This window comes from Micromonospora sp. DT41 (assembly GCF_049841715.1).
Classification (GTDB): domain Bacteria; phylum Actinomycetota; class Actinomycetes; order Mycobacteriales; family Micromonosporaceae; genus Micromonospora; species Micromonospora profundi.
This window is the reverse complement of sequence record NZ_JBNCKU010000017.1, coordinates 63,728-89,596: the sequence shown is the minus strand read 5'-3', so window position 1 is coordinate 89,596 and position 25,869 is coordinate 63,728. Positions and strand designations below refer to the sequence as shown.

Sequence of the window (25,869 nt, the reverse complement as noted above, 5' to 3'; positions counted from 1 at the left end):
ACAGGGTTTCGACGGTCATGGGCTCGGGTACCTCCGGCCCTCGATGAAACTGTCCACGCACTCGATGACGTTGCGCCGCGCGGCGCGGAGCCTCTTCGGCTGGACCGCGCTACGGCCCAACCAGTTGGCCGCCATGCGCGCGGTCATGAAGCGACGTGACGCTCTGGTGGTGTTGCCCACCGGCGCCGGCAAGTCGGCCATCTACCAGATCCCGGCGAGCCTGATCCCCGGGCCGACAGTGGTGATCTCCCCGCTGCTGGCGCTGCAACAGGACCAGATCGCGGCTCTCAACGAGCGCCAGCGCCCCGAGCTGCGGGCGGTGCGGATCAGCTCGAACGAGTCGGCAGCCCAGCAGGCCGAGGCGATCACCGAGATCCGCGAGGGCCGGGCGGAGTTCCTGTTCATCACCCCTGAGCAGTTGAGCAACCCGGACCGGATGGCCGAGGTCGCCGCGCTCAAGCCGGCGCTGGTGGCGATCGACGAGGCGCACTGCATCTCGGCGTGGGGGCACGACTTCCGCCCTGACTACCTGGCGCTCGGTCACCTCATCGAGGGCATCGGCCGTCCGCCGGTTGTCGCGTTGACAGCCACTGCCTCCCCGCCGGTACGCGACGACATCATCGCCCGGCTTCGGCTGCGCGAGCCGGAGGTCGTGGTGTCCGGGTTGGACAGGCCCAACCTGTTCCTGGAGGTGGCGCACTGCCCCACCGAGGACTACCGGTGGCGGCGGCTGATCACGTTGCTCCAGGACGACGAGCGACCCGGGATCATCTACGTGCCGACGCGCCGCTCGGCCGAGGAGTTGGCCAGCCGGTTGACCGACGCCGGCTTCCCGGCGCAGTTCTACCACGGTGGAATGGCGGCCGGCGCGCGTAACGAGCTGCACGAGGCCTTCCTCGCCGACGAGGTGCCGATCATGGTGGCCACCTCGGCGTTCGGCATGGGCATCGACAAGCCGAACATCGCCTGGGTGGTGCACATGGCACTGCCCGACTCGCCGGACAGCTACTTCCAGGAGATCGGCCGTGCCGGGCGTGACGGGCAGCCGGCCCGGGTGCTGCTGCTCTGGCAGGCCGAGGATGTCGGTCTGCAACGGTTCTTCAGCGGTGGCCTGCCGGACGAGAACGAGCTGCGGGACCTGGCCGCGCTGCTGCGCCGCAAGCCGGCCACCAAGACCGAACTGCGCGAGGTCAGCGGCCTCGGGCCGCGCAAGCTTGGCCAGTACCTCTCCCTGTTGGAGCAGGTCGGCGCCGCCGAGCCGCGCGCCCGCCAACGCATCGGCGCACCTCGCTACGCCCCTGCTCCGGTGGACGCGGCGGCGGCGGCGCTTGCCGAGGCCGAGCGGCAGCAGACCGTCACCCGGTCTCGCACCGACATGATGCGGGCCTTCGCCGAGACCACCGCCTGCCGGGGGCAGACGCTGCTCGCCTACTTCGGCGAGCAGATGACGAAGGTCTGCGCGCACTGCGACAACTGCCACAACGGCACCAGCACGGCCGACCAGGGCGCGGTGGGGCCCTTCCCGGTGCACAGCCAGGTGCGTCACCCGGAGTGGGGGCGCGGCATGGTGCTCTCCTACGAGGAGGACAAGATGACGGTTCTCTTCGATGAGGTCGGGTACAAGACGCTGTCGGTGCGCGTGGTGTCCGAGCAGGGTCTGCTGACGCTGGACTAGCCTGACCCGGCCAACCGATTGACCAGAGCAGAGCAGAGCAGGGCGGAAGGGGCGTTGCCGTGATCGAGCAGCCGGCGTACACCGGTTTCGGTTTCTCCGACGGGGAGTGGGGGCTGCTTGTCGGCCTGCCTCAGTCGGTGTTGACCGCGGCGAGCGCCGCCGAGTCCGACGGCACCCGCCGGACCATGGCGGAGAACGCGGCAGGACTGGAGACCATCGCCGCCGGCCGGGAGTCGGCCAGCCCGCTGGTCGCCGCCGTGGCCGGCGAGATCGTGACCCGGGTCGGCGACCCGGAGAGCGGTGAGGAACTGCCGGTCATCGCGCCGGCCGACCCGCGCGCGATGATCGACGACGTGCTGGTGCGCGCCGGCGAGGCGTCCGCGTTGCTGGCCGCCCGGGTCGACGAGGGTGAGGCCGGGGCGTACAAGCACTGGCTGGTCAAGATCGCCGAGCAGGTGGTCGGCGCCGCGTCCAGCGGCGGGCTGCTCGGCCTCGGCGGCGAGGCGGTCAGCGACTCGGAGCGGCGCTTCCGCGACCGGCTCGCGCACGTGCTCAACGACTGACCGACGGCGCATCCGACGACGTGCCGGCCGCTCCGACCGGTACGTCGTCGGGCACCGCCTCTGGATCCGCTTCGCCCCGGGCGAGATGATGCCGGGTATGAGGGAGGGCCAGATGCTGCACCGGGACACCGTCGACACCACAGTCCTGCCGCCGGCCGAGCGGTTCGGCATGTGGCTGGACCTGGTCGCGCGTACCTCGGCGCCGCTGCGGATCCAGTCCGCGCACAGCGCCGACTTCGCCGCCCGCGCCGTCTTCATCGAACTCGGGCCCATCCATCTGATCCAGTACGAGTACCCGTCGCTGGACGCCACCCGCACCCGCCGGCTGATCCGGCGCTCCGACCCGGAGATGCACATCCTCGCCCTCACCACCGAGGGCGTCGGCACCTCCAGCCAGGACGGTCGCCACAGCGAGATCCGGACCGGTGAGTTCACCTTCTACGACGCGTCCCGCCCGCACGACGTCTGCCACCACGCGACCGAACCGGAACGGGACCGAGCCAGCTCGACCATCATGCTGATCCCGCACGCCGCGCTGCCGCTGTCGCCGCAGCGGATGGCCACCCTGTACGGCGGCCGGATGTCCGGCAGCGAGGGCATCGGGGCGCTGCTGGCGCAGTTCCTGCTCCAGATCACCGGGCGTCCCGAGCAGTACCACGCCGCCGACGCCAACCGGCTCGGCGCTGTGGGCCTGGACCTGGCCACCACAATGCTCGGGCGGCACCTGGTCGCCGAGGACGCGGTGCCCACCGAGGTCCGCCGACGCGCTCTCGTCACCCAGGTGCAGGCGTACGTCCACAGGCACCTCGGCAGCCCGGCGCTCACCCCGCAGGTCGTCGCTGACGCCCACCACATCTCGCTGCGCTCACTGCACAGGCTCTTCGAAGGTGAGGAATCCACGGTCGCGTCGTACATCAGGGACCTGCGGCTGGCGCGGTGCCGGCGTGACCTCGCCGACCCGACGCTGCGCACCCAGCCCGTGCAGGCCATCGCCGCACGCTGGGGATTCTCCGACAAGGCCCACTTCAGCCGGGTGTTCCGGGCCGCCCACGGGCTCAGCCCGCAGGCGTACCGCGAGGCCCACTCCGATCCGGCGCGGATCGTCAATCGGCAGGCATCCACTGACAACGTACCCCTGGCAGACTGGCAATCACGGCAGCCGACCTGACGCCCACACCGCCCAGCGGAGGGCCTACGGTCGACCGCCAACGGGGGCCGCGGCGAGGCGCCCGCCGCCAATCGGCGGCGGGCGGCCGCCCGGTGTGGCCCCCGGCGGCACGAACCGGCGCTCCGGCCCTGTCGCCTTCTCCCCAGGATCGCCGGCAGGGCCGGTCAAACCTTCTCCAGCAACTCCAACACGACCCGTTCGGCCTCCTCACGCGGCGCCCCCGGGTCAAGTGACGCCACCACCCCGTCGTGGTAGAGGTCGACCACCCGGGGGTCCACGTAGGAGGTCCGTGCCACGGTGGCGGTGTTGCCGAGCAGTTCGGCGACCTCGCGCATCACCGCCACGACGGCCCTGCGCCGGGCGGTCACCGAACGCGCCGGGCCGACGCTCGCCAGCTCGGTGGCGGCCAGCACCGTGGCGTGCCAGGTGCGGAAGTCCTTGGCCGTCATCTCCCCGCCGCTGGCGTCACGCAGGTAGCCGTTCACCTCGTCACTGCGCACGTCGCGCCACTCCCTGCCGTCCCAGTAACCGAACAGCCGGTCCGCCTTGCGCCGGCGGCGGCGCAGGTTGGTGAGCACCTGGCACAGCTCCGGGTCCTCGATACGGCGTACCTGCTCGATGCCGCCCTTGGCGGGAAACTCGAAGACCACGCAGCCGCCCCGGGACCGGGCGTGCTCGGGCCGCAGGGTGGACACACCGAACGTCGGCTCGTCGCCGGCCGCGTACTGGTCGCTGCCGACCCGGAACATCCCCATGTCGAGCAGCCGGGCCACTGTGGCCAACACCCGATCGCGTCCGAGCCCTCGACCGTCCAGGTCGCGCCCCACCCGCTCGCGCAGCACCGGCAACCTGCGGGCCACCTCCAGCATGTGGTCGAACTTCGCCTCGTCCTGCTTCTCCCGCCACTGCGGGTGGTACACGTACTGCTTGCGGCCGGCCGCGTCGACGCCCGTCGCCTGGATGTGCCCGTTCGGGTACGGCGAGATCCAGACGTCCTGCCAGGCCGGTGGGATGACCAGCTCGCGCAGCCGGGCCAGGACGTCGGCGTCCTTGACCGGAGCGCCGGTCGGATCGACGAAGAGCCAGCCCTTGCCACGCCGCCGACGGCCGTACCCCGGCCGACCCGGATCGCTACGCCGCAACCGCACCGGAGACCCGCACCACCCGTTCCACCTCAGCCACCGCTGCCAGCACCTCGTCGAGGTGCACGGCCGCCAACGTCGGGTGGCTTCCTACCCCGTCCCACCTGGGCCAATCCCGGTCGCCGGCCCAGAGGACACGGTGCCGGGGCCGGTCCGGCGGCGGACCCCACCGGGCCGGCGGCACCGGCCCGAACAGCACCACCGACGGTGTGCCGTAGCCGGTGGCCAGATGCGCCACGCCGGTGTCCCCGCTGACCACCAGCCGGGCATCGGCGACAAGCCCGGCCAGCGCGCCGAGGTCGGTACGGCCGGCAAGCACCGCGTCGGGTGCCAGGCCGGCCCCGTCGGCCACCCGGGCTGCCAACGCCCCCTCGTCGGCCGACCCGGTGAGCAGCACCCGGTGCCCCCGGTCGGTGAGCGCCCGCGCCAACGCGGCGAACCGCTCGGCGGGCCACCGCTTCGCGGGGACGTTGCTGCCGGGATGCAGCACCGTGGCCCCGGCGGGCAGCCCGGTCGGCGCGGGCCGGCGCAGCGCGAGGTCAGTGCGGTCGGCAGGTATCCCGTACCAGGACAGCAGCCGGCACCACCGGTCCACCTCGTGCTCGTCGTCGACCCAGCGCGGGCCGTCGGCGAACCCGGCGTCGGCGTTGGCGAAGGCCAGCAGCCGCGCGGGACCTGCGGCGGCCAGCAGCCGGTGCGACTGCGGGCCGCGTCCGTGCAGGTTGACAGCGATCCCGGGAGCCGGGCCCGGCCGGGCCGGCCCGTCCAGCCCGGACGTGTCCACAAGCCTGTCGACGCCGCCGACCAGGTCGACGAGCGGTGCCAGCGCGGCGGGCGCGGCGAGCACCACCTCCCGGCCGGGGTACGCCGCCCGCAGCGCGCGCAGCGCGGGCACCGCCGTGACCAGGTCGCCGACGCCGAGGGCGCGCAGCACGAGGATCACGGGTACGACGTCTCCTGCTCGGCGCAGACCACCAGCTCGCGGACCGCGCAGCCGGGCGGCTGGTTGAGCGCGAACATGATCGCCGCCGCCGTGTCCACGGGGTCGTTGAGGTTGGCATCCGGTCCCGGTTTGTACTGCGGGTCGCGCTCGTCGAAGAACGCGGTCCGCATCCCTCCGGGAATGAGCAGGGTGACCCCGACCTGACCGGCCAGCTCGGCGGCGAGAGCACGGGTGAAGCCGACCACGCCGAACTTCGCCGCGCAGTACGCGGTGGCGTCGCTGACGGCCTTGACACCCAGGGTGGACGCGACCGTGACGATGCGGCCCCCGGAGGTCTGCAGGAACGGCAGGGCGGCCCGGACCACGGCGGCGGTGGCCAGCAGGTCCACGGCGACGATCCGGTCCCAGGTCTCCCCCGGCACGTCGGCGAGGCGACCCGGCACGTCCATGCCGGCTGCGGTGACCACCGCGTCGAGGCCGCCGGCCTGCTCGGCGAGGTGCCGGGTGGCCTCCTCGGCGGCCCGGGTGTCGGCCAGGTCGCACTCCGTCCAGGACACTCCGTCGGCCGGCGGCCGCCGGTCCAGCACCAGCGGACGGCCACCGGACGCGGCCACAGCGGCGACCACCGCCGCGCCGAGACCGCTGGACCCGCCGGTGACCAGGACGGTGCGGCCAGCCCCAGGGTTCGTGGCGGTCATCGGGTCCCCTCCCGCGTCATCGACACCGACACCGCGGCCGGCTGCCCGAATGCGGGCGCGGCCTCGGTGGTCTGCCCCGTGGAGCGGGCGATCATGTCGGTGGTGGACCGACCGTCCAGGTAGGGCACCACCACCGTGTTGCCACCCCAGCGGCGCAGGACCTCCGCCTCGGGCAGCGCTGTGGAGTCCCCGCCGCCGGTGGCGTAGTCCCCGCCCTTGACCCAGACGTCGGGTCGCACCCAGGACAGCACCGCGTCCGGGGTCGGCTCGTCGAAGATCAGGACGGCGTCCACGCAGCCCAGTGCGGCCAGCAGCCGCGCTCGGTCACCCTCGGCCATCACCGGCCGGTCCGGGCCCTTGAGCCCGGACACACTGGCGTCGGAGTTCACGCACACGATCAAGCAGTCGCCCAACTGCCGGGCGGCCTGGAGGGTGGCCACATGCCCGGCGTGCAGCAGGTCGAAGCACCCTCCGGTGGCCACCACCGTGCCGCCGGCTGCCCGCACCTCGGCGAGCAGCGCCGCGACCGCCGCGACGCCCACCCGGTCACCGCCGCCGGGCAGGCTCGTTGCCGATCTCGGTGCCCGCGATGCCGTCTCGCCGGCCGGTCGCACCGGCGGCAGGACGGCCGCCACTCCCCCACCGGCCACGTACGCGGACGCCTCGGCGACAGCCGCCTGCACCGCCTCGGAGACCAGCGCACCCTCGGCTAGGGCCAGGCTGGCGGCGGCGGCGAACCGGTCGCCGGCCCCGCACGTGTCCCCCTCGGCGCTGCCCGGCGTGGGCACCACAAGCGGCGTCGAGCCGGCGTGGCAGAGCAGCGCGCCGTCGCCGCCCAGGGTCACCGCCACCGCGCCGGCCCGCCAGCGCCGCCGCAGGCCCTGGGCGCCCCGGGACGCGGTGGCCAGGCGCGACGCTCCGGGCAGCGCGGGGACCAGGTCGCGTACCTCCGCCTCGTTCGGGGTGGCCAGATGCACACCGGGTACGGCGGCCGGGCCGCGCGGGTGCGGGTCCCACACCACCGGCGCACGGGTGGCCGCCAGCGCGGCCCGCAGCGCTGGTTGCCGTGCCACACCTCGGCCGTAGTCGCTGACCAGCACCGCCGAAGCCGCAGCGATCACCCGCAGCACCTCGTCGGAGGGCTGGCCCGGCTCACCGGAGGCGCCGCCACGGTCGTGGCGCAGCAGCACCCGGCCCCGCGCCCGCAGACGGATCTTCTCCGGTGTCGCGCCGCGCAGCGCCAGCGGATACACCCGTACCCCGGCGGCGGCGAGCAGCGCGCTGAGCCGCGCGCCGCCGGCGTCGTCGGCGAGCGCTGTCACCAGCACCACGTCGGCGCCCTGCGCGGCGGCGAACACCGCCGCCAGGCCGGCGCCGCCCGGCCTATCTACAGCCGAGGTCTCGTCCAGCACCGGCACCGGGGAGTCCGGGCAGAGGCGGTTCACCACCCCTTCCACGTCCCGGTCGAGCAGGGTGTCCCCGACCACCACCACGGGTCCCCTCACGCTTTCCTCCTCATCCTCACGCGTCGACCTGCCGTCCCGTACCGCCGTCGAGTACCACCTCGACACCGGTGCGCACCGGCCCCCCGGACGGAAGCCGACCGGCCGGCGCGGGCTCGACCGACACCGGACCGGCGGGTACGACGGCGGCGAGCGCGGCTGGCAGCTCCTGTTCGAGGTACTCGCACAGCAGGTGGCTGGTGACCAGGTGCAGTTCCTGCACGACCTGGGTGTCGGCCGACGGCACGGCGAGCGCCTCGTCGCACACGTCCGCGAGGGGATTGGGCACGGGGCCGGTGAGCGCCCAGGTGGTGAGGCCGACCTCGCGGGCTGCGTGCGCGGCGGCGAGCAGATTGGGGCTGGCACCGCTCGTGCTGAGCAGCAGCAGGACGTCGCCCGGACGGCCGTGGGCGCGCACCTGGCGCGCGTAGACGGCGTCGTAGCCGTAGTCGTTGGCGATGGCGGTCACGGCGCTGGTCTCGGCGTGCAGGGCGATGGCCGACAGCGGCTGACGGTCGTCGTGCAGCCTTCCCACCAGCTCGGCGGTGAGGTGCTGGGCCTCGGCGGCGCTGCCACCGTTGCCGGCCACCAGCAACCGGCCGCCGCCGGCAAGCCGGTGCGCCAGGTCCGCGCCCCAGCGCGCCAGTTGCGGCTCACACCGCCGGTACGGCGTCAGCGCCGCGGCGAGGTTGTCCAGGTGGGTGTCGAGCAGACTGCCCGCCGGCATCAGGCCACCACCCGCGTCGGCCGGTGTACCGCCGCCACCTCGCCGTAGATCTCGGCAAGGCGTTCCGCGGTGGCCGCCCACGAGTACCGCGACCTGGCGCGCTCGCTCGCCGCCGTGGCGTACCGGAAGCGCCGGATCCGATCGTCGAGCAGCCGCTGGATGGCGGTGGCCAGGGCGTGCGGGTCGCGGGCCGGCACGAGGTCACCTGTCGTCCCGTCGACCACCGTGTCCCGGATGCCACCCACGGCGGTGCCGACGACAGGTACGCCGCAGGCCATCGCCTCCAGCGGGGTCAACCCGAACGGCTCGTACCAGGGTGCGGCGACCAGCAGGTCCGCCGAGCGGTACCAGCGGCCCATCTCCTCCCGAGGCACCGCCCCGACGAGGTGGACGCGGTCGGCGACCCCGCACGAGTCGGCGAGCGCCCGCAGCCGCCGGGCGTACGGGTCGGTCTCCAGCAGCCCTTCGGGTGGCCCGCCGACCACCACGCATTCGGCGTCCGGGACCAGCGCCATGGCGCGTACCACGGTCTGGAAGCCCTTGCGTTCGACGAGCCGGCCCACCGTTAGGATCCGGGCCCGGCCGGGCTCGCGGTCGGCGGCCGGCCCGAGCGGGGTGAACGAGGTGAGGTTGACCCCGGAGGGGACGACTGTCATCCGCGACCGGGGTACGCCCATCCGGACCAGCTCCCCGACCTCGTCGCGGCACTGGGCCACGACCCGGTCCACCGAACGACCCAGCTCCCGTTCGTAGGAGATGCGCCGGGCCGGGCTGGTGTCCTGCACGCCCTGGTAGCGGCGCTTGACGGTGCCCAGCGCGTGGTACGTCTGCACGACAGGCACCCCGGTCTGGCGGCCGGCCGTCAGCGCCGCCAGACCGCTCATCCAGAAGTGGGCGTGGATCACCTCGGGGACCCAGTCGCCACCCCGCCACCGCTCGACGAGCCAGCGGCTGAACTCCCGCATGTGCGGCAGCAGCGCGTCCTTGACGACCGGCTCGGCCGGGCCTGCGGGTACGTGCACCACGTCGTACCCGTCCGGGGTGCGGACGGTCACCGGCAGGTCGGGGGCGTCGCGGCGGGTGTAGACCCGCACCTCGTGCCCTGCTGCGGCGAGCGCGGCGGACAGTTCCGCGACGTGCGTGTTCTGGCCGCCGGCATCCTCGCCTCCGAGGATGGCGAGCGGGCTGGCGTGCTCCGAGATCATCGCGATCCGCATACTTCCTCCTCCAGCAGCCGGTCCCAGTCAGCGAGGAAACGGTCGAGGCCGTACCTGTCGCGCGCGGCGGTCCGCGCCGCCGCGCCCGCCTGACGTGCGGCGGCCGGTTCGGCGATGAACCGGCTGGCGGCGTCGAGCAGGGTGTCCATCCGGGTGGCGAGGGCCCCCGCCTCCGGGGGCACCGCTGTCACCGCCTCGGTGGTGGCGAGCGCGACGACAGGCATGCCGATCGCCATCGCCTCGATGAGGCTCAGCCCGAGTGACGTCCAGCGGCACAGGTGCAGGTACGCGCGCCGCTGTGCCAATTCGGCGTGCATCCGGTCCTGGGGCACGTCGTCGTGGCTGGTGATCCGGTCGGCGGGCAGCCCGAGGTGGTCGGCGAGGCCGGCGACGCCCATGCCGTACACGTCAAGCGGCGCGATCTCGGCGAAGCGGGGCAGCAGGTCGGTGCCGGTGACCCGTCCCCGCCGTACCGGCTCGTTGATGACCACGGCGAGCCGGTCCAGTTCCCCGGTGTACGACACGGCCGGCGCGACGATGCCGTGGTCCACGACGCTGGTGCGGGCGGTGCCGGTGTCCCAGAAGATCTGGTTGAACCCGGTGACGTGGGCGATGAGCAGGTCGGTGCGGTCGGCCATCGGGTGGCGGGTGTTGGGCACGTCGCCCTTCGGCGTGTTGTGCTCCACGTAGATGGCGGGGACGTCGCGGCCGGGGCGGCGACCGAGCCACTGTTCGGCCAGGTCGACCTCTTCCGGGCGTTGCAGGATGACAAGGTCGACGTCGGTGTCCGGCAGGTCCTCGGGGGCGACCTCGACGGCGCTGTCCGGCCAGGGATAGGTGCGGGCCCGGCCGAGGCCGTACGGGCCGCGGTCGGGTGTCGTGGGGATCAGGTAGCGGTGGGCGCCGTGCACGAACGACGTGGTCCAGGAGCCGTGCACGTGCCAGAGCAGGATGTTCATCGGCCGCCACCACCGCTGACGGTGAGCGTCCGGACCGCGTCGACCACCTCGGCCGGGTCGACGCCGCTGAGGCAGGGGTGCCCGGGGACCGGGCAGGTGGCCGCCCGGGTGTCGCGGCAGGGCGCGCCGGCGTCGCCGAGCCGGACTGTGGGCACCCGGTAGGGCCCCCACTGCCCGAAGGGGACAGTCGGCGCGAAGAGGCTCACGACCGGCACCCCGGCGGCTGCCGCCAGGTGCGCGGGGCCGGTGTTGCCGACCACCACCGCCCCGGCGTCGGCCACGATCGCGGCCAGCCCGGCGAGGTCGGTCCGACCGCCCAGGTCGATGCCGCCGGTCGCCGCGACGCGCGCGGTGACGGCCTGCTCGTCGGGGCCGCCGGTGACCAGCACCCGGTGCCCGGCGGCGGTAAGCGCCCCGGCGATCCGGGCCGCCAGCTCGGTCGGGCACGCCCGGCTCGACGCGGCGGACCCCGGGTGCAGCACCACGTAGCCGGGTTCGCCGGTGTCGGCCGGGCGTGGTGGCACCGAGTCGGAGCGGAGCCGGAGCGCTGGTTCGTCGCCGGCAGGCAGTCGGAATCCGGCGGCGGCGGCGAGGGAGAGCGCGCGTTCGGGTTCGGGTACGCCCACCGGCACCCGGTGACGGATGTCCACGAGGGATCCCGGGTAGTCGTCGCTGATCGCGGCGATCCGTGCGATCCCGGCCATCCGCAGCAGCAGCGCCAGCGGCAGCGCGGACTGGTGGAACGAGGTGAACACCACCGCCTGGTCGGCGCCGACGGCGGCGAGGCGGTCGGTCAGGGTCCGCATGGCGGCCGGATCTACGGGCCCCGGCGCGGGGTCGATCCACGGCAACGGATGCTCGATGATCTCGTCGACGCCGGGCAGCAGGTCGGCGGCCGCCCGCCCGCGTGGCCCGCACAGCAGCACCACCCGCTGCGCGCCGGCCGCGACGGCGCGGATCGCCGGCCCGGTCACCAGCACGTCGCCGGCCGAGTCCGAGCGCACCACGAGCGCCGTGCCCACCCGCTCACCGACCTGGACGGGCCGCACCGCCTCCTGGCGGCGCAGGATCTCCTCCACGGCCGACGGCAGGTCGCCGGCCACCCACCCGGCGGCAGCGATCTCCTCGGGTCGGGTCACCGGCGTCGGCACCAGCACACCTGCCGCGCCGGCTGCCAGCGCGGCGGCCACGTCGCGGCCGATGTCGCCCACCAGCACGCACCGCGACGCGCTCGTGCCCAACTCCTGGGCGGCGGCGTGCACCAGACCGGGCGCCGGCTTGCGGCAGTCGCACCCGTCCGCGTCGTCGTGCGGGCAGACCAGCCAGGCGTCGAAGCGGCCCAGCAACTCCTCGACGCGGGCGTGCACCGCCCGCATCTGCTCCTCGCTGAAAAAGCCCCTGGCCAGGCCCGACTGGTTGGTCACCACGGCCAGGCGCAGCCCGGCGGCCCGCAATCGGTCCAGCGCCGCCCGCGCTCCGGGCACCGGCCGCACCTTCTCCGGGTCGCCGTTGTACGGCACGTCCTCGATCAGGGTGCCGTCGCGGTCCAGCAGCACCGCGTCGTACAGGACGCCCGGAAAGGACCCGACAGTGCCTGAGGGGGACCAGACAGACCCGGAAGCGACCCGGCCAGCACCCGCATAAACCCGGGCTGACCTGCGCTGATACGGATCATCCTGGTCCTGTCGCACAGCCGGCGGGTTCCCGACGCCTTCAGGAGTAAACGTCGTCGCCGGCACGGTGGGGCGGCGACTGCGCGGTGCCCCGCGTCGGCCTTACCCGCAGCCCCGGAGAAGCTAACCCGACCTGCCCGTTAGCCCCTGTCGCGGCGCGGGTATGGGAATCCAGTGGCGATAGTGGAGAAAGTGATCGACGCTCCCCCGCAGCAGGTGTTCGACGTACTTGCCGACGGGTGGACGTACAGCGACTGGGTGGTCGGGACGGCACACGTCCGCGACGTGGACGACGCCTGGCCGCGGGTGGGCAGCCAACTGCACCACCGGGCGGGGCCGTGGCCGTTCTCGTTGCAGGACGCCTCGACGGTGCTTGTCTGCGAGCCCCCGCACCGCCTGGTGCTGCGGGCCGGGCTCTGGCCCGCCGGCGAGGCGATCGTGGCGTTCACCCTGGAACCGGTCGACGGTGGCGCCACCACCCGGGTCCGTCTCGGGGAGGATTTCGCCGCCGGCCCGCTGCGCTGGGTCCGTACGAAGGTCAACGACCTCGTGCTGCACCTGCGTAACCGGGAGACGCTGGACCGGCTCTCCGACATCGCCACCCGGCAGAAGGGGCCGCAGTGACGCGGTCGTGGTGACGAGGGGCGTACCCGCGCCACGCCCCGCGGCCAGCGCGACGGTGTCCGGGCGGGGAGCCTTTTCAATCCGGATCGGGTAACTGGCTACCCTCTGGGGTAGCCGTGTCCGCAAACCGAGGATGTCCGACATGATCGAACCCGTCCAGCTGCCGTCGCCGTGGCGAGACGCACACCTGACCGTCGTGGTGCCGACCTACAACGAGGCGGGCAACCTCCCGGCGCTGGTCGAGCGGCTGCTCGCACTGCCGCTGCCGGGTCTGCGCATCCTCGTCGCCGACGACAACTCCCCCGACGGCACCGGCGACGTGGCCGACAAGCTGGCCATCGAGCACCCGGAGCGGATCGAGGTGATGCACCGGGCCGGCAAGGAGGGCCTGGGCCGGGCGTACGTGGACGGGATGACCAGGGCGTTGGAGGGCGGCGCGGAGTTCGTGGCGCAGATGGACGCCGACCTGTCGCACCCGCCGGAGGCGCTGCCGGGAATGCTCGGCGCGCTGCTCTCCACCCAGGCGGGCGTGGTGATCGGCTCCCGGTACGTGCCCGGTGGCGAACTGGACGAGAACTGGCCGCTGTACCGCCGGGCGCTCAGCGGTTGGGCGAACCTCTACGTGCACACGCTGCTGCGGGTGCGGATCCGGGACCTCACGGCCGGCTTCAAGATCTGGCGGGCCGACGCGCTCAAGGACATCGGCCTGCACCGGGTGCAGTCGAACGGCTACAGCTTCCAGGTGGAGATGCACTACCTGGCCACCAAGCTCGGGCACACCATCCTTGAGGTGCCGATCCGCTTCGAGGAGCGGCGCGACGGCGTCTCCAAGATGACCACCGCGACAAAGGTCGAGAGCGCGTTGATGCCGTTCCGGCTGCGCAGCAAGCACCGCAACATCACCGGCTGACCCACGCCCGACCGGCACCACGCCCGACCGGCACCACGCCCGACCGGCACCACCGCGAGGCGGGCCGGCCGGGTTGTTCAGTCTGCGTAGACGGCGCGATGGGCGGTGGCGATGGCCGCCGCGTACGCCCGCCCGGTGAGGGCGCGGTCGCGGGCCAGCGCGGCACGGGCCGCGTTCGCGCCCGGAGCGCCGTGCACCCCGCCGCCGGGGTGCGCCGACGCGCTGGCCAGGAAGAGCCTGTCCACCGGGGTGTCCGCGCGGCCCAGGCCGGGGATCGGGCGCAGGAACAGCTGCTGGTACGCGGCGGCGGTGCCGCCACCGAGCGCGCCGCCGACAAGGCTCGGGTTGCCCTTCTCCAGGTCGGCGGGCCCGGCCACGTGCCGGCCGACGACGAGCTGCCGGAAGCCCGGCGCCGCCGCCTCCAGCACGTCCTCCATCCGGCCCACGTGCCCGGCGATGTCCTCGGCCCGCCAGTCCCGCCGGAACGGCAGATGGGTGTACGCCCACAGCGACTCGGTGCCCGGCGGGGAGTGACTGGGGTCGGCCACCGACATCTGCCCGACCAGCAGGAACGGGTCCCGGGGCAGCTCGCCGCGGGCCAGCTCACCGGCGTAGGAGGTCAACCCGTTCAGGTCCGCGCCGAGGTGCACGGTGCCCGCGCCGGCGACCTGCCGGTTGGTCCACGGCACCGGCGCGGAGAGCGCCCAGTCCACCTTCAGTGTCGAGCCGTCCCACCGGAAGTGCGCCAGGTCCTCCACCAGCCGGCTCGGCAGCACTGCCGCCCCGACGAGGTCGAGGTAGAGCGCCGGTGCCGGCACGTCGGCGAGGACGGCCCGGCGGGCACGCCAGAGCGAGCCGCCGTCGGTGCGTACGCCCATGGCCCGACCCCGGGCGGTGAGAACCCGGTCGACGCGGGCGCCGTAGAGGATGCGGCCGCCGCGCTCCTGCAACCGGGCCACGAGCGCGTCGGTGATGCGCCGTGCGCCGCCGTCGGGCACCGGCCAGCCGACCTGCTGCCCGAGCATGGCCAGCAGCCAGCCGTACACGCCGGAGCCGGCCTCCTCGGGCGACAGGTCGGTGTGCAGGGCGCAGCCGGCGAGCAGCGCGGGCCCGCCGGGGCCGTCGAAGAGTTCGTCGCCGAGCTTGCGGACCGGCACCACAAGGCGCCGGCCCAGCCGCAGGGCGCCCGCGATCCGCAGTTGGCGCAGCAGGCCGAGCCCACCGCGCACGGGCGGGAACGGGGTGGTGATGGTCGTGAGCATCGGGTCGGCCACGTCGAGCCAGTCGCCGTACGCGTCGAGCCAGCGCTTGCCGTCGCCGGGGGCGAACTGCTCCAGCGACGCGGCAGTGACGTCCGGATCCCTGTTGACCACCGCGGCCCGGCCGTCGGGGAGCAGGTGCGCCAGCACGTCGGGGGCGTGACGCCAGCGCAGCCCGTACTGGTCCAGGCCGAGCTCGTGCAGCACTGGTGACGCGTACCCGAGGGGGTAGAACGAGCTGTAGAGGTCGCTGAGGTAGCCCGGCGCTGTCACCTCGGCGGACTGGACCGCGCCGCCGGGCACCGCTGTGGCCTCCAGCACCACCACGTCCCATCCGGCGTCGGCGAGCAGGTTGGCCGCGACGAGACCGTTGTGGCCGGCCCCGACGACGACGGCGTCCGCGCTCTGCGCGCCGGTGGTGGTCATCGGATCCGCCTACCCGGCGGGCAACCGGGCGAAACGCGTTTGCCTCCCCCGGGCCGGGGCATGCAGCGCCGCATGTACACGGTTGCGCAGTTGGTGGGCGGAGTGTGGGGCACCGGCGGTGCGGGCGGCGAACTTGTCGTCCACGATCCGGCGGACGGCTCCCCGGTCAGCTCGGTGCCGGTGGCCACCGCCGACGAGGTGGGCAAGGCGGCGCAGGCGGCGCGTGAGGCGGCGGCCGAGTGGGCGGCGACCGCGCCGGCCGAACGGGCGGCGGCGCTGCATCGGGCGGCGGACGCGGTGGCGGCTGCCATCGACGAGCTGGCGGCGGCGGTGACCGCCGAGATGGGCAAGCCTCTCGCGGACGCGCGGGGCGGGGTCGAGGCGGGCATCGGCACCCTCCGACAGTACGCGGAGCTGGCCCCGCTGCGCGGCGGGCGGACCCTGCACGGCGCGGTGGACGCGATGGACTTCATGACCCCGCAGCCGCGTGGTGTCGTGGCCGCGATCACCCCGTGGAACGATCCGGTGGCGGTGTCCTGCGGGCTGCTCGGCGCGGCACTGGTCACCGGCAACGTGGTGCTCTACAAGCCCAGCGAGCGGACGCCCGCCACGGGCTGGCTGCTGGCCCGCGCCCTGGACGAGGCGCTGCCGGCGGGTGTGCTGTCGCTGCTCACCGGCGGCCCGGAGGTCGGCGCGGCGCTTGCCGCCCAGGACGTCGACGTGGTGGCGCACGTGGGTTCCACAGCTACCGGACGGGCGATCGCCGCCGCCGCGGCCCGCACCGGCGCGAAGGTGCTGCTGGAGAACGGTGGCAGTGACCCGTTGATCGTCGACGCGGACGTCGACCCGCTGTGGGCGGCCGGTCAGGCCGCGCTCGGTGCGTTCGCCAACGCCGGGCAGATCTGCGTGGCTGTGGAGCGGATCTACGTGCACCGGCAGGTGGCCGAGGATTTCGTGGCAGCGCTCGTGGGGCACGCCGACGCGCTGCGGGTCGGGCCGGGCCGGGATCCGGGCACCGAGCTGGGCCCGCTTGTCGACAGGCGGCACCGCGACCACGTGCACGGTCAGGTGACGACGGCGGTTGCCGACGGCGCGCGGATCCTGGTCGGCGGCGAGGTGCCGGACGGGCCGGGCGCGTTCTACCCGGCCACTGTGGTCACGGACTGCCGCCACGACATGCCGCTGGTACGCGAGGAGACCTTCGGGCCTGTCGCGCCGGTGGTGGTCGTCGACTCGTTCGACGAGGCCCTGCGCTGTGCGGCGGACTCACCGTACGGCCTGGCCGCCACGGTGCTGACCGGGTCGATGAGTCATGCCCAGCGCGCCTGGCGGGAGCTGCCGGTCGGCACCGTGAAGGTCAACGCGGTGTTCGGCGGCGCGCCGGGCGGTGCGGCGCACCCACGCCGGGCCAGTGGGCACGGCTTCGGGTACGGCCCGGAGTTGCTCGACGAGTTCACCGCTACGAAGGCGGTGCACATCGAGGCGCCGGGCGGCGGCCACTGGTGAGCGTACGGGCGTGGGCAGGGGTGGCACCCCCGCCCGTACCGGTCGGGCCAACTAGCCGCCACGCGCCTTGCGGGTGGCGCGGTCGTTGGCCTTCTCGATGGCCTTGACCAGTTCCGGCTTCGTCATGCTGGACCGGCCGGCCACGTCCAACTCGCGGGCCACCGACAGCAGGTGGTCCTTTGTGGCGTTGGCGTCCACCCCACCTGCTGTGGGTGCCCGTCGCTCCGGGCCACCGCCGGCGGCCTGCCTGTCGCTCGGGCCCTTGCGGCCCTTGGGCTCCCAGTGGTCGCCGACCTTCTCGAACTGGTGCTTGACAGCGGCGAACGCGGTGCGGTGCGACCGCTCCCCCTCGCCGTAGGTCTCCACCGCCGAGTCGTGCGTCTTCTCCCAGGTGCGCTGCGCCTTGTCCGGGGAGCGTCGCAGCGTGCTGGGCATGTCCTCGCGCCCGGGCATCTCGTCCTCCTCCGTGTTGGACAGGGTCTCTGTGACCGTTCCCCTACCCCGGGGCGGCAAACCGAGGGCGGCGTCGGCACGGCGGGGTTTGTGGATTTCGCCACGCGGGTACCGGCCAGGCCCGACCGGGTGATCGGTCATCCGGCGGCCGGGGCATAGGGAGCGGGCATGACGACCACGGAGCCCGGTACGACGCTCGGCGGCTCACTCGGCGCTCGGGTGCCTCGGCGGATCCGGCAGCTGAGCTTGCGGACCTGGCGCGGGGTGCTGGTCCGCAGCGTGCGGAACTTCGTCACCGACAACTGCTCGGACTGGGCCGCCGCGCTCACCTACTACGGGGTGTTGGCGCTCTTTCCGTCCACAATCGTGGTGGTGGCCCTTGTCGGCCTGGTGTCCAGCGGCGAACAGACGGTGGACACGGTGGTGGACCTGGCCCGGCAGGTGGGCGCCGGGTCGGTGGTGGCCGACGACGGCGTGGTCGGGGTGATCCGGGCCGTGGTGGTCGAGCAGAGCAACGCCAAGGCGCTGTTGAGCTTCGGTCTGCTCGGCGCGCTCTGGTCGGCGTCGGGTTTCATCGGCGCGTTCACCCGCGCCTCGAACGCGATCTACGGAGTGACCGAGGGCCGGCCGGTGTGGAAGCTGCGGCCGTTGCAGATCGGGCTGGCCGCGATCACGTTGGTGCTGCTCGCGGTGGTGGCGCTCGGGCTGATCATCAGCGGTCCGGTGACCGACGCGGTCGGCGAGCTGGTCAATGCGGGTGGCCTGGCCCGCACGGTGTGGAGTGTGGCGAAGTGGCCCGTGCTCGCCATGATCATGATGGCGTTGCTGTCCCTGCTGTTCTGGATCGCCCCCAACGTGCGCCAGCCCCGGTTCCGCTGGCTCACCCCCGGCGGAGCGGTGGCCCTGGTGTCCTGGGTGGCGGTCTCCTTCGGCTTCGGCCTCTACGTTGCCAACTTCGGCTCGTACGACACGACCTACGGCAGTCTGGGCGCGGCCATCGCGTTCCTGGTGTGGCTCTACCTGTCCAACTCGGCCCTGATGCTGGGCGTGCAGATCAACGCCGAGGTGCAGCGGGGCCGGCAGTTGCAGGCCGGCGACCCCGACCCGGAGGAGCCGGTGCTGCCGCCACGCAAGCCGGCCGACGACGACTCCTGACGTCCGGCCAGGGCCGGCCCCCGGGGGGACGTTCGTGACCCGGTGCCGGTTTACCCGCCGGGGCCCCGGGTAGCCCAAAAGGCATGGAGCGTGGCAACAGCAAGCACGGACCGAGGATCGACGAGCAGATGAGCCAGGAGGTCAGCGGCCTCGTCCAGGGGCCGGGGACCGGTGGTTCTCGGGTCGACGAGTCCCGGGTGCCGGAGCCGGCCGGCGAGGACCAGCCGGAGGCCACCACGGCCCCGGCCGGTGACCTGCGCACGGGCACCCCGCAGGGGATGAGTTCCGAGGACGTCGAGCAGCGCAGCCGGCTCGGCCGGTTCATCTCGATGAGCGCGCTGCCGGGCGACCGCCTGGTGCTCATCGCCAGCGCCCGCGAGAACGAGGCGCCTGACGACATCGTGGCGGCGCTGGAACGGCTGCCCGAAGGCACCGAGTATCAGACCGTCTCCGAGGTCTGGGCCGCGCTCGGCCACCGCAACGAGACAACCCGCTGGTAAGAGGGATCGCCCCCCGATCCTGACGACGACCGGCGACTGAAGGAGGTTTTCTGATGAGTGGCGTTACCGAACACGTTGAGGTTTCCGTACCCGTCCGCACCGCGTACGACCAGTGGACGCAGTTCGAGGAGTTCCCCCACTTCATGGAGGGCGTGCAGGAGGTCCGACAGGTCTCCGACACGATGACCCACTGGACGGTGGACATCGCCGGCGTCAAGCGTGAGTTCGACGCCGAGATCACCGAACAGCTCCCCGACGAGCGCGTCGCGTGGCGTTCCACAGGGGGCACGCAGCAGGCCGGTGTGGTGACCTTCCACCGGCTCGACGAGAGCAAGACGCGGGTCACCCTGCAACTCGAGTTCGAGCCGCACGGGGTCGTCGAGCAGGCCGGCGACAAGCTCGGAATCGTCGATCGGCGGGCCAAGGGCGACCTGGAGCGGTTCAAGACGTACATCGAGCGGCGCGGTCACGAGACCGGCGCCTGGCGCGGCACGGTGGACCGACCGCAGCCGTGATGGTGAGACGCATTCGCGCGATGGCCGCCGGGTTTCCCGGCGGCCATCGCCGTCTCTCCGGCCGGGCCGACCAGTTTGCGATCATCACGCCCGGGTACGGCTGATGGCATGACCGACGACAGGGTGTGGCGGAACGAGGAACGGCTTTCGCTCGAGGAGCTGGAGCGCGCCGTGGCGGGCTCCTCCATCGACGGGCAGGCCGACGACGTGACAGGCAACGACGCCGGCGAGGAGGCCGCTTTCGGGCACGGGCCGGCGGCAGCGGACCGTGGTGGCCAGGCCGAGGGCGCCGGCCGGGAGCCGACCGACCCGGACCGCGCCTACCGCCCGTCGACCACCGGCCGCACCGGCCCCGACGTCGGATAGTCCCCGGCGGGCGCACCCGCTGCTGTCTGCTTCCCGCCGGCCCGGGGCCCGTGGGCTCCCAGCTCGTAGAGCACGACGAGAGCCAGCGCGAGCACCACGAGCGCCGGGCCGAGGGCCTGCACCGACGTGTCGCTGATCAACACGCCGAGCCCGGCAGGGACGAGCGCCGCGCCCAGGCCGGCGGCGCCGATCTGGAGCCCGATGGCCCGGTCCGCGTGCTCCGCGCCGACCCGTTCGGCCGTGGTGAGGGTGAGCAGCGGAAACACCGGCGCTGCGGCGAAGCCGACAACGACCAGACCGAGGACGGCGAGCGCGGCCGACCCGGGTACGGCGATCAGCGCCGCGCCGACGACCATGCCGGCCAGGCTGGCCCGCAGGACCAGCCGAGGCCCCAACCGCTCGGCCACCACGCCCTGCACCAGCCGGCCGACGAACAGGCTTCCCCAGTACGCGGAGACGCAGCCGCCGGCCACCGCCGCGCTCAGACCGCGTCCCTCGGTCAGCAGCAGGAACGCCCACAGCCCGGCGGACACCTCGATGGCCACGTACAGCGTGAAGGCGACAGTTCCGGACCACACCGCCGGCAGACGGAGCGTGGCCAGGACCGGAACCCGCACCACCGGCGCGGACGTCTCGTCGCCCGGCGTGGGGGTCGGGGCGGGGCGCTGCCAGGCCCGCACTGTGAGCGCGAACGCTGTGGCGAGGACGAGTTGGGCGGCCGCCACGATGCCGTACCCCCACCGCCAGCTCAACCCGGCGCTCAGGACCGCCGTCATGACGAGCGGTCCGATCGCCACGCCCAGGCCGAAGAAGGCGTGCAGCCAGTTCATGTGGCGCGGGCCGAAGGCGCCGGCGGCGTACGCGTTGAGACCGGAGTCGATCGCGCCGGAGCCCAGCCCGAGCAGCAGCGCGCAGCCCACGATCACGGCCAGGGCGGGGCTCAGCGCGTAACCGGTGAGCGCCAGGCTGGCCAGCAGGGTGCTGCCGGCCAGCAGCGCGCCCACGCCGAGCCGGGCCAGCGTGAAGCCGGCAAGCACGCTTGAGGTGAGGTAGCCGACGGTGCCCGCAGTGAGGATCAGCCCGACGGCTTCGGTCGGGACGTCGAAGTCCGTCCGGATGGACGGCCAGCCGACGCCGAGCAGCCCGTCGGGCAGGCCGAGGCTGACGAACCCGAGATAGGCCAGCAGGAGCAGCGAGGCGCGGGGCGGTGTGGGCGCGGAAGACACGAGGCACCATCCTGCCGCAGCGGCAGTTTACCGGCGATGGCAGGCGGCCGTCGGGCGCGACGGCAACTGTCGTCCGAACGGTCGAGAAAGCGGACAGCTCATCCAGAATCGGCCGATCGGGTGACGGCAAGCGGGCGGGTTCGCGTAAGAATTTCGGAATGCATCAAGGCTCCGGAATCCTCTCTCCGCGCCAGCGCCGCTTCGCCTGGCTCGGCTTCCTGCTCGCCGCGTTGCAGGCGCCCGTGTCGGCCTGGCTCGTCTCCGACGAGTCGTGGCTGTTCAGTGTCTGCGTCGCGCTCATGGTGGCCACCGTGATCATCGCCGATGACGCGGCCCGCCGCCGGCCGGCCGGCGCCACCACCGGGGACTAGCCCTCGCCGCCCGGCCGGGCCTCGTGCCCCGGCCGGCCCCGGCTACGGCGGCGCTCCTTCATCTCCGCCTCGTACAGGTGACGTCGCCCACCCACCAGCTCGTCACGGGCCTGCCGGTCCAACTCCCGGAACAGCGCGTGGTAGCCGTCGTCGAAGTCCTCGACGATCTGGAACGTCCACCGTCCGGCGATCACGTTGCGGCCCAGCAGTTCGGCGTCGATGCGCTCGGCGATCTGCGGATGGCCGGCGGCGCGGAACTGCTCCACCGCGTCGTCGAGCATCAGGTCGGCGTGCCCGATCAGCTGGTGCAGCGAATACAGGTGCCCCCGGGCCCGCTCCACGCACTCCAGCGCCTCGCTGAGCTTGCCGAGCGCTGCCACCGTCGCGTCACTGACCCCCTCGGGCCGCCGGTGCTGCTCGTCCGGCCCGTCCGCCTGTCGCGCCATCGGTACCTCCGTGCCTGTGTCTCTGTGTTCGTGTCGTCGTGCTCGGCCGTCTCCGTGTGCCCTGGTGCCCGGTGCCTCTCCTGCTGCCCCGTCTGTGCCGGATCAACCCTCGCGGCCAGCCCGGGGTCGTCCGGTGGCACCAGCCACAAGCGCCGGGCGGCCGAGGCCGATCCGCTCACCGATCGGTTAGCCTCGGTCACCATGCGTGTGACGTTCAACCGGGTCGCTTCCCGTACCGCTGTCGACTCGGCGCGGTCCACCCTGGCCGCCCTCACCGTGTCCGTGGGCACCGCCGGGCTCGCCGCCGCCGGCGCGCAGCCGGGACTGCTCGCCCTGGTGGACCAGCACGCGGCCGCCGTCCGGGACAGCCTCGACGGGGACCGCCGGCCGCTGACGGCCGCAGCGCTCGCCGGCTACGCCGAGGGGGTCCGCGCAGCGGCGTTGGAGCACGGGTGGGTGCCGCCGAGCGGCCCGGTGGACTGGAGCGAGCCGGAGTGGCCGCTCGCCCGGCTGGTCGCGGTGTGTGCACTGGCCCGCTCGCTGCCGGGCGCCTGAGGGCGTACGCGCGAGAGGGTGCCCGCGCCACAACGCGGACACCCTCCACCTGCCAAGCCGTACTGGTTCGCCCCGCTACGGGCGATACTGCTGGGTTTCGTCGGCCGCACCGGACTGGTACGTGCCGCGCCCGCCGGACATCGTCGACTGCTCGTCGACCCGGGGCATGTTCTGCGTACGGTCGCCGCCACGGTCGGCCATCTGCCGCTCCATGTCGCCGCGCCCGGCCGCGTTGGCCCGCCGGTTCTCCTGCACCGCCCGGGCTTCCTCGGCTGCCCGGTGCAGCCAGCCGTCCCAGCGGTTCTGCATGGGCTTCACCAGACCGCCACCGACACCGACGATCAGGATGCCGGCCACTGTGGCGAGCACCGCGATCAGCACCGGAGTGGTGACCGTCGTGGCGATACCCACCTGGTTCAGCGCGGCGATCACGCCGAGCGCGATGATGAAGATCGCCGTCAGGTCGGCAAGCACCTTGCCGTACGAGAGACCGCCCAGCGCCCCGGTGACCAGATCCCGGACGGCGTTGGCGATCGCAGCCGCCACCACCACCACGATGATCGCGACGAACGCCCGTGGCAGCCAGGCCACGACGCCACTGATCAGGTCACTGATCGCGTTGGGCCCCCAGACGCCGAAGGCGAACTGCAGGGTGAACAGCAGGACGGCGTAGTACGCCAACCTTGCCAGGATGTCGCTGGCGTCGTACTTCGTTCTCTCCAGTGCCCGTTTGATGCCTCCGCGTTCGACCGCTTCGTCGAAGCGCAATCGTTCCAGCACCGTGTCCACGATCTTGAGGACCGCTCTGGCGATCAGCCAGCCGACCACGAGGATGACGATGAAAGCCACTGCCTTCGGGATGAAGAGCAGCACCGATCTCCAGGTGTCGGCGATGGCATCACCGATGTCGGCCTGCCGAACCGCGAGGGTTTTCAGCATGATGTCCCTCCTGTCGCATGGACTGCGCCGGGCGCATACCCGGCCACCGGTGCGACACTCCGCGCGGCTCGCTGCCATTTTTCCGACAAGTCGATAAACAGTGGCCCTGACCTGCCCTAACAGGCATCGCCGCAGGCCCGATGGCGACCCGCGGCCATGATCGGATGCGGCTTTCCGGCGGGCGGCTAGGCTGCGAACATGCCAGGAACGGTCGGGCGAGTCCCCACGCCAGCAACCCCGGCCCCGGGCGCCGCCACCGGGCCCGGCGCGACCGCTGCCGTGCTCGCCCACGACTGGGCAGCCACTGCGCTCGGCCCTCGTGACAGCTGGGACCCGGCGCTGCGGGCCGTGGTCGAGCTGATCCTCGCCTCGCCGATGCCGATGGCGCTGGCGTACGGCGACGACCTCGTCCTGCTCTACAACGACGGCTACGCCGAGTTGCTTGGTTTCCGCCACCCGTCCGCCCTGGGCCGTCCCGCCGGCGAGGTGCACGCCGAGATCTGGACGCTGCCCGGCTTCGGTGAGATGGCCGAGCGCGTCTACCGGCAGGGCGTGTCGTTCCTGGAGAAGGAGTCCACGGCGCTCGTGGCCCGTGGCCACTCCGGCGTGGCCGAGCAGATGGTCTTCACAAGGAGCCACTCGGCAGTCCGCGACGGCTCCGGCCGGATCATCGGCGTCCTGACCATCGCCGCCGAGACCACCCACGTGGCCGAGCAGTTGCAGAGCCTCAGCCAGGTTGCGGCGGCGCTCGCCGGCACCCTCACCCTCGACGACGTGGCCCGGGTCGCCCTGCGCTACACGATCACCACGTTCGACGCCGACCGGGTCTCGTTCGTTGTCGACGAGGGCGGCGGCGGTTGGCGGATGGTCCGCCGGGTACGCGGCGAACTGCTGGACGAGGTAGACGAGCGGTTGCCACCGCTGTGGCGGCGGGCGTCGGCGGACTGGTCCGGCACTGTGGCGCAGGCCGTCCGCTCCGGCGAGCCGTCGTTCACCGGCGACGGGCAGCCGTTGCGCGAGACGGCCGCGGACCGCCATGACCAGAAGGTACGGTCGCTGGCCGTCCTGCCGCTGGGCACCTCGGTGGTCCAGGGCGGGTTGACTGTCGGCTACCAGGCGCCGCACGCCTGGTCGGCCGCCGAACGGGCGCTGCTTGCCGCCTCGGCGGAGTTGATCGGCCAGGCGGCCGAGCGGGCACGCCGGTTCGAGACCCAGCACGGCACCGCCCAGCTGCTGCAACGCAGCATGCTGCCGGAGAACCTCCCGGACCTACCCCGGCTGCGGGTCGCGGCCCGCTACGACCCGGGCGTGGACGGCAACGCGGCCGGCGGCGACTTCTACGACGCCTTCCTCCTGCCCACCGGCGCCCTCGGGGTGGTGCTCGGCGACGTCGCCGGGCACGACGTCCAGGCCGCGGCGCGGATGGGTCAGGTACGGGCGGCACTGCGGGCGCTGGCCCTGTCCGACCCGGCTCCGGACGCGGTGCTGGCCGGGCTGGACCGGCTGGTGACGAGCCTCGGCGCGGAGGCCGGCACACACGAACTGTTCGTCACAGTGGTGTTCGGCGTCATCGACGCGCAGCGGCGGGAGCTGACCCTCGCCAGCGCCGGTCATCCCGCTCCGCTGATCCGTCGGTCCACCCCCGACGGGCGGTCGTACGCCGAGTACGTGGACGTGCCGGCCGGTCCCCCACTGGGGCTGGGCGGGCGACCGACGACGACGACAGTCGCGTTTCCACCCGGCGACACGCTGCTGCTGTTCAGCGACGGTGTGGTGGAGCGTCGCCGACAGAGCCTCACGGCAGGGCTGGACGCTCTCGGCGATGCCGTGGCCAAGGCCGGCAGCAGCGATCCCCGCGCGCTCTGCGCTGTGGCCACCGCCTCGGTGCCCGGCGGTACGGAGGACGACGTGGCAGTGCTGGCGGTCGAGCACGCGCTCAAGCCGAGCCGTTCGGCGGCGATGGAGGTGCCTGCGGAGCCGACCGCGCCGAGCCGGGTCCGGCACTGGATGACCGGCCAGCTGACCGAGTGGCAGGTCGCCGAGTCGGTGATCGGCGCTGCGGTGTTGTGCACGAGCGAGCTGACCACGAACGCGTTGCTGCACGCCGGCACCGCCGCCCGCGTCGAGATCGACCTCAGTCCGGAGCGGTTGCTGGTCTCGGTCGCCGACTCCGGCACCCGGGGCACCGTGACCCGGGCACGCACCGACACGTTGAGCAGTCGCGGGCGTGGCCTGGGCCTGATCGAGGAGCTCAGCGACGCCTGGGGCACCGACCCTTCGGTGCGCGGTAACACTGTCTGGTTCGAGATCCTCGTCCCGCCCACCGAACAGCACTGACGGCCCGAGCCGTA

Annotated in this window: 26 protein-coding genes; 13 read left to right on the top strand and 13 right to left on the bottom strand. The window is 73.2% G+C overall.

Features of this window, described 5'->3' with window-relative positions:
- Nucleotides 1–43 precede the first annotated feature (43 nt).
- The 3 genes from ACLQ23_RS26165 to ACLQ23_RS26155 all read left to right on the top strand — a co-directional run bounded on the left by ACLQ23_RS26165 (nucleotide 44) and on the right by ACLQ23_RS26155 (nucleotide 3,406).
- Nucleotides 44–1,675 (top strand): RecQ family ATP-dependent DNA helicase, encoded by a 1,632-nt coding sequence (locus ACLQ23_RS26165; RefSeq protein ID WP_355595766.1) that lies wholly within the window; start codon nucleotides 44–46, stop codon nucleotides 1,673–1,675.
- Nucleotides 1,676–1,734: 59 nt separating this feature from the next.
- Nucleotides 1,735–2,238: a hypothetical protein gene (locus ACLQ23_RS26160; protein ID WP_355595606.1), complete on the top strand. Its 504-nt coding sequence runs from the start codon at nucleotides 1,735–1,737 to the stop codon at nucleotides 2,236–2,238.
- Between the two features lie 112 nt (nucleotides 2,239–2,350).
- Complete coding sequence (locus ACLQ23_RS26155) at nucleotides 2,351–3,406, top strand: helix-turn-helix domain-containing protein (protein ID WP_425881234.1); 1,056 nt, start codon at nucleotides 2,351–2,353, stop codon at nucleotides 3,404–3,406.
- A gap of 164 nt (nucleotides 3,407–3,570) precedes the next feature.
- On the opposite strand, the gene ACLQ23_RS26150 is transcribed toward ACLQ23_RS26155, so the two are convergent.
- From ACLQ23_RS26150 to ACLQ23_RS26115, 8 genes are read right to left on the bottom strand one after another with little or no spacing between them, the layout of a single operon-like run.
- Nucleotides 3,571–4,554, bottom strand: coding sequence for a DNA topoisomerase IB (locus ACLQ23_RS26150; protein ID WP_425881233.1), 984 nt, complete (start codon nucleotides 4,552–4,554; stop codon nucleotides 3,571–3,573).
- Nucleotides 4,538–5,491, bottom strand: coding sequence for a glycosyltransferase family 9 protein (locus tag ACLQ23_RS26145; protein WP_387157400.1), 954 nt, complete (start codon nucleotides 5,489–5,491; stop codon nucleotides 4,538–4,540). The genes ACLQ23_RS26150 and ACLQ23_RS26145 overlap by 17 nt, the downstream gene beginning before the upstream one ends.
- Nucleotides 5,488–6,189, bottom strand: coding sequence for an SDR family oxidoreductase (locus tag ACLQ23_RS26140; protein WP_425881232.1), 702 nt, complete (start codon nucleotides 6,187–6,189; stop codon nucleotides 5,488–5,490). Before ACLQ23_RS26140 ends, ACLQ23_RS26145 begins: the two co-directional genes overlap by 4 nt.
- Nucleotides 6,186–7,694 carry a PfkB family carbohydrate kinase gene (locus tag ACLQ23_RS26135; protein WP_425881231.1) on the bottom strand — a complete coding sequence of 503 codons (1,509 nt, stop codon included), beginning with the start codon at nucleotides 7,692–7,694 and terminating at the stop codon, nucleotides 6,186–6,188. The genes ACLQ23_RS26140 and ACLQ23_RS26135 overlap by 4 nt, the downstream gene beginning before the upstream one ends.
- Nucleotides 7,695–7,710: 16 nt before the next feature.
- On the bottom strand, nucleotides 7,711–8,421 hold the full coding sequence (locus ACLQ23_RS26130; protein WP_334550263.1) for an SIS domain-containing protein: 711 nt from the start codon (nucleotides 8,419–8,421) through the stop codon (nucleotides 7,711–7,713).
- Nucleotides 8,418–9,635, bottom strand: a complete 1,218-nt coding sequence (locus ACLQ23_RS26125; RefSeq protein WP_334550205.1) for a glycosyltransferase — start codon at nucleotides 9,633–9,635, stop codon at nucleotides 8,418–8,420. Before ACLQ23_RS26125 ends, ACLQ23_RS26130 begins: the two co-directional genes overlap by 4 nt.
- Complete coding sequence (locus tag ACLQ23_RS26120) at nucleotides 9,620–10,594, bottom strand: glycosyltransferase family protein (protein WP_167944995.1); 975 nt, start codon at nucleotides 10,592–10,594, stop codon at nucleotides 9,620–9,622. The genes ACLQ23_RS26125 and ACLQ23_RS26120 overlap by 16 nt, the downstream gene beginning before the upstream one ends.
- Nucleotides 10,591–12,285: an HAD-IIIA family hydrolase gene (locus tag ACLQ23_RS26115; protein WP_425881230.1), complete on the bottom strand. Its 1,695-nt coding sequence runs from the start codon at nucleotides 12,283–12,285 to the stop codon at nucleotides 10,591–10,593. Before ACLQ23_RS26115 ends, ACLQ23_RS26120 begins: the two co-directional genes overlap by 4 nt.
- Nucleotides 12,286–12,441: 156 nt before the next feature.
- Here ACLQ23_RS26115 and ACLQ23_RS26110 point away from each other — a divergent pair, with 156 nt between their 5' ends.
- Both ACLQ23_RS26110 and ACLQ23_RS26105 read left to right on the top strand, forming a co-directional pair.
- A complete protein-coding gene (locus ACLQ23_RS26110; RefSeq protein ID WP_053653445.1) occupies nucleotides 12,442–12,891 on the top strand; it encodes an SRPBCC family protein in 450 nt (149 codons plus the stop codon).
- 142 nt (nucleotides 12,892–13,033) lie between these two features.
- A complete protein-coding gene (locus ACLQ23_RS26105) occupies nucleotides 13,034–13,801 on the top strand; it encodes a polyprenol monophosphomannose synthase (RefSeq protein ID WP_053653488.1) in 768 nt (255 codons plus the stop codon).
- 77 nt (nucleotides 13,802–13,878) lie between these two features.
- On the opposite strand, the gene ACLQ23_RS26100 is transcribed toward ACLQ23_RS26105, so the two are convergent.
- Nucleotides 13,879–15,486 carry a phytoene desaturase family protein gene (locus ACLQ23_RS26100; protein ID WP_053653444.1) on the bottom strand — a complete coding sequence of 536 codons (1,608 nt, stop codon included), beginning with the start codon at nucleotides 15,484–15,486 and terminating at the stop codon, nucleotides 13,879–13,881.
- 72 nt (nucleotides 15,487–15,558) lie between these two features.
- Between ACLQ23_RS26100 and ACLQ23_RS26095 the strand changes: the two genes are divergently transcribed.
- A complete protein-coding gene (locus tag ACLQ23_RS26095; protein WP_053653487.1) occupies nucleotides 15,559–16,992 on the top strand; it encodes an aldehyde dehydrogenase family protein in 1,434 nt (477 codons plus the stop codon).
- Nucleotides 16,993–17,043: 51 nt separating this feature from the next.
- Here the strand turns inward: ACLQ23_RS26095 and ACLQ23_RS26090 are convergent, their stop codons facing one another.
- Nucleotides 17,044–17,445: a ChaB family protein gene (locus tag ACLQ23_RS26090; RefSeq protein WP_053653486.1), complete on the bottom strand. Its 402-nt coding sequence runs from the start codon at nucleotides 17,443–17,445 to the stop codon at nucleotides 17,044–17,046.
- Between the two features lie 168 nt (nucleotides 17,446–17,613).
- Between ACLQ23_RS26090 and ACLQ23_RS26085 the strand changes: the two genes are divergently transcribed.
- From ACLQ23_RS26085 to ACLQ23_RS26070, 4 genes are all read left to right on the top strand, one after another.
- Nucleotides 17,614–18,600 carry a YihY/virulence factor BrkB family protein gene (locus tag ACLQ23_RS26085; RefSeq protein ID WP_167944999.1) on the top strand — a complete coding sequence of 329 codons (987 nt, stop codon included), beginning with the start codon at nucleotides 17,614–17,616 and terminating at the stop codon, nucleotides 18,598–18,600.
- Nucleotides 18,601–18,683: 83 nt separating this feature from the next.
- Nucleotides 18,684–19,100, top strand: a complete 417-nt coding sequence (locus ACLQ23_RS26080; RefSeq protein ID WP_053653442.1) for a DUF2795 domain-containing protein — start codon at nucleotides 18,684–18,686, stop codon at nucleotides 19,098–19,100.
- 53 nt (nucleotides 19,101–19,153) lie between these two features.
- Nucleotides 19,154–19,615, top strand: coding sequence for an SRPBCC family protein (locus ACLQ23_RS26075; protein ID WP_053653441.1), 462 nt, complete (start codon nucleotides 19,154–19,156; stop codon nucleotides 19,613–19,615).
- Between the two features lie 108 nt (nucleotides 19,616–19,723).
- Entirely contained in the window at nucleotides 19,724–19,981 is a 258-nt protein-coding gene (locus ACLQ23_RS26070) for a hypothetical protein (RefSeq protein WP_053653440.1), read from the top strand.
- On the opposite strand, the gene ACLQ23_RS26065 is transcribed toward ACLQ23_RS26070, so the two are convergent.
- Nucleotides 19,936–21,207, bottom strand: coding sequence for an MFS transporter (locus tag ACLQ23_RS26065; protein WP_425881229.1), 1,272 nt, complete (start codon nucleotides 21,205–21,207; stop codon nucleotides 19,936–19,938). The genes ACLQ23_RS26070 and ACLQ23_RS26065 overlap by 46 nt on opposite strands.
- A gap of 158 nt (nucleotides 21,208–21,365) precedes the next feature.
- On the opposite strand from ACLQ23_RS26065, the gene ACLQ23_RS26060 reads away from it, so the two are divergent.
- Nucleotides 21,366–21,578 carry a hypothetical protein gene (locus ACLQ23_RS26060; protein WP_167945003.1) on the top strand — a complete coding sequence of 71 codons (213 nt, stop codon included), beginning with the start codon at nucleotides 21,366–21,368 and terminating at the stop codon, nucleotides 21,576–21,578.
- On the opposite strand, the gene ACLQ23_RS26055 is transcribed toward ACLQ23_RS26060, so the two are convergent.
- Entirely contained in the window at nucleotides 21,575–22,024 is a 450-nt protein-coding gene (locus tag ACLQ23_RS26055) for a hypothetical protein (RefSeq protein WP_425881228.1), read from the bottom strand. The two genes, ACLQ23_RS26060 and ACLQ23_RS26055, sit on opposite strands and share 4 nt — an antisense overlap.
- A gap of 201 nt (nucleotides 22,025–22,225) precedes the next feature.
- Here ACLQ23_RS26055 and ACLQ23_RS26050 point away from each other — a divergent pair, with 201 nt between their 5' ends.
- Nucleotides 22,226–22,579, top strand: coding sequence for a DUF6401 family natural product biosynthesis protein (locus ACLQ23_RS26050; RefSeq protein WP_355595648.1), 354 nt, complete (start codon nucleotides 22,226–22,228; stop codon nucleotides 22,577–22,579).
- A gap of 75 nt (nucleotides 22,580–22,654) precedes the next feature.
- Here the strand turns inward: ACLQ23_RS26050 and ACLQ23_RS26045 are convergent, their stop codons facing one another.
- A complete protein-coding gene (locus tag ACLQ23_RS26045) occupies nucleotides 22,655–23,518 on the bottom strand; it encodes a mechanosensitive ion channel family protein (RefSeq protein WP_355595650.1) in 864 nt (287 codons plus the stop codon).
- A 198-nt stretch (nucleotides 23,519–23,716) separates the two neighbouring features.
- On the opposite strand from ACLQ23_RS26045, the gene ACLQ23_RS26040 reads away from it, so the two are divergent.
- A complete protein-coding gene (locus ACLQ23_RS26040; protein WP_355595652.1) occupies nucleotides 23,717–25,855 on the top strand; it encodes an ATP-binding SpoIIE family protein phosphatase in 2,139 nt (712 codons plus the stop codon).
- The last annotated feature ends 14 nt before the right edge of the window (nucleotides 25,856–25,869 follow it).

Excerpts from the sequence above, each read along its gene's own strand:
- ACLQ23_RS26100 (WP_053653444.1), bottom strand. The coding sequence starts at position 15,486 with ATGACCACCACCGGCGCGCAGAGCGCGGACGCCGTCGTCGTCGGGGCC.
- ACLQ23_RS26045 (WP_355595650.1), bottom strand. The coding sequence starts at position 23,518 with ATGCTGAAAACCCTCGCGGTTCGGCAGGCCGACATCGGTGATGCCATC.
- ACLQ23_RS26165 (WP_355595766.1), top strand. The coding sequence starts at position 44 with ATGAAACTGTCCACGCACTCGATGACGTTGCGCCGCGCGGCGCGGAGC.
- ACLQ23_RS26050 (WP_355595648.1), top strand. The coding sequence starts at position 22,226 with ATGCGTGTGACGTTCAACCGGGTCGCTTCCCGTACCGCTGTCGACTCG.
- ACLQ23_RS26070 (WP_053653440.1), top strand. The coding sequence starts at position 19,724 with ATGACCGACGACAGGGTGTGGCGGAACGAGGAACGGCTTTCGCTCGAG.
- ACLQ23_RS26040 (WP_355595652.1), top strand. The coding sequence starts at position 23,717 with ATGCCAGGAACGGTCGGGCGAGTCCCCACGCCAGCAACCCCGGCCCCG.
- ACLQ23_RS26090 (WP_053653486.1), bottom strand. The coding sequence starts at position 17,445 with ATGCCCGGGCGCGAGGACATGCCCAGCACGCTGCGACGCTCCCCGGAC.
- ACLQ23_RS26080 (WP_053653442.1), top strand. The coding sequence starts at position 18,684 with ATGGAGCGTGGCAACAGCAAGCACGGACCGAGGATCGACGAGCAGATG.
- ACLQ23_RS26060 (WP_167945003.1), top strand. The coding sequence starts at position 21,366 with ATGCATCAAGGCTCCGGAATCCTCTCTCCGCGCCAGCGCCGCTTCGCC.
- ACLQ23_RS26085 (WP_167944999.1), top strand. The coding sequence starts at position 17,614 with ATGACGACCACGGAGCCCGGTACGACGCTCGGCGGCTCACTCGGCGCT.
- ACLQ23_RS26095 (WP_053653487.1), top strand. The coding sequence starts at position 15,559 with ATGTACACGGTTGCGCAGTTGGTGGGCGGAGTGTGGGGCACCGGCGGT.
- ACLQ23_RS26120 (WP_167944995.1), bottom strand. The coding sequence starts at position 10,594 with ATGAACATCCTGCTCTGGCACGTGCACGGCTCCTGGACCACGTCGTTC.
- ACLQ23_RS26105 (WP_053653488.1), top strand. The coding sequence starts at position 13,034 with ATGATCGAACCCGTCCAGCTGCCGTCGCCGTGGCGAGACGCACACCTG.
- ACLQ23_RS26155 (WP_425881234.1), top strand. The coding sequence starts at position 2,351 with ATGCTGCACCGGGACACCGTCGACACCACAGTCCTGCCGCCGGCCGAG.
- ACLQ23_RS26125 (WP_334550205.1), bottom strand. The coding sequence starts at position 9,635 with ATGCGGATCGCGATGATCTCGGAGCACGCCAGCCCGCTCGCCATCCTC.
- ACLQ23_RS26140 (WP_425881232.1), bottom strand. The coding sequence starts at position 6,189 with ATGACCGCCACGAACCCTGGGGCTGGCCGCACCGTCCTGGTCACCGGC.
- ACLQ23_RS26055 (WP_425881228.1), bottom strand. The coding sequence starts at position 22,024 with ATGGCGCGACAGGCGGACGGGCCGGACGAGCAGCACCGGCGGCCCGAG.
- ACLQ23_RS26075 (WP_053653441.1), top strand. The coding sequence starts at position 19,154 with ATGAGTGGCGTTACCGAACACGTTGAGGTTTCCGTACCCGTCCGCACC.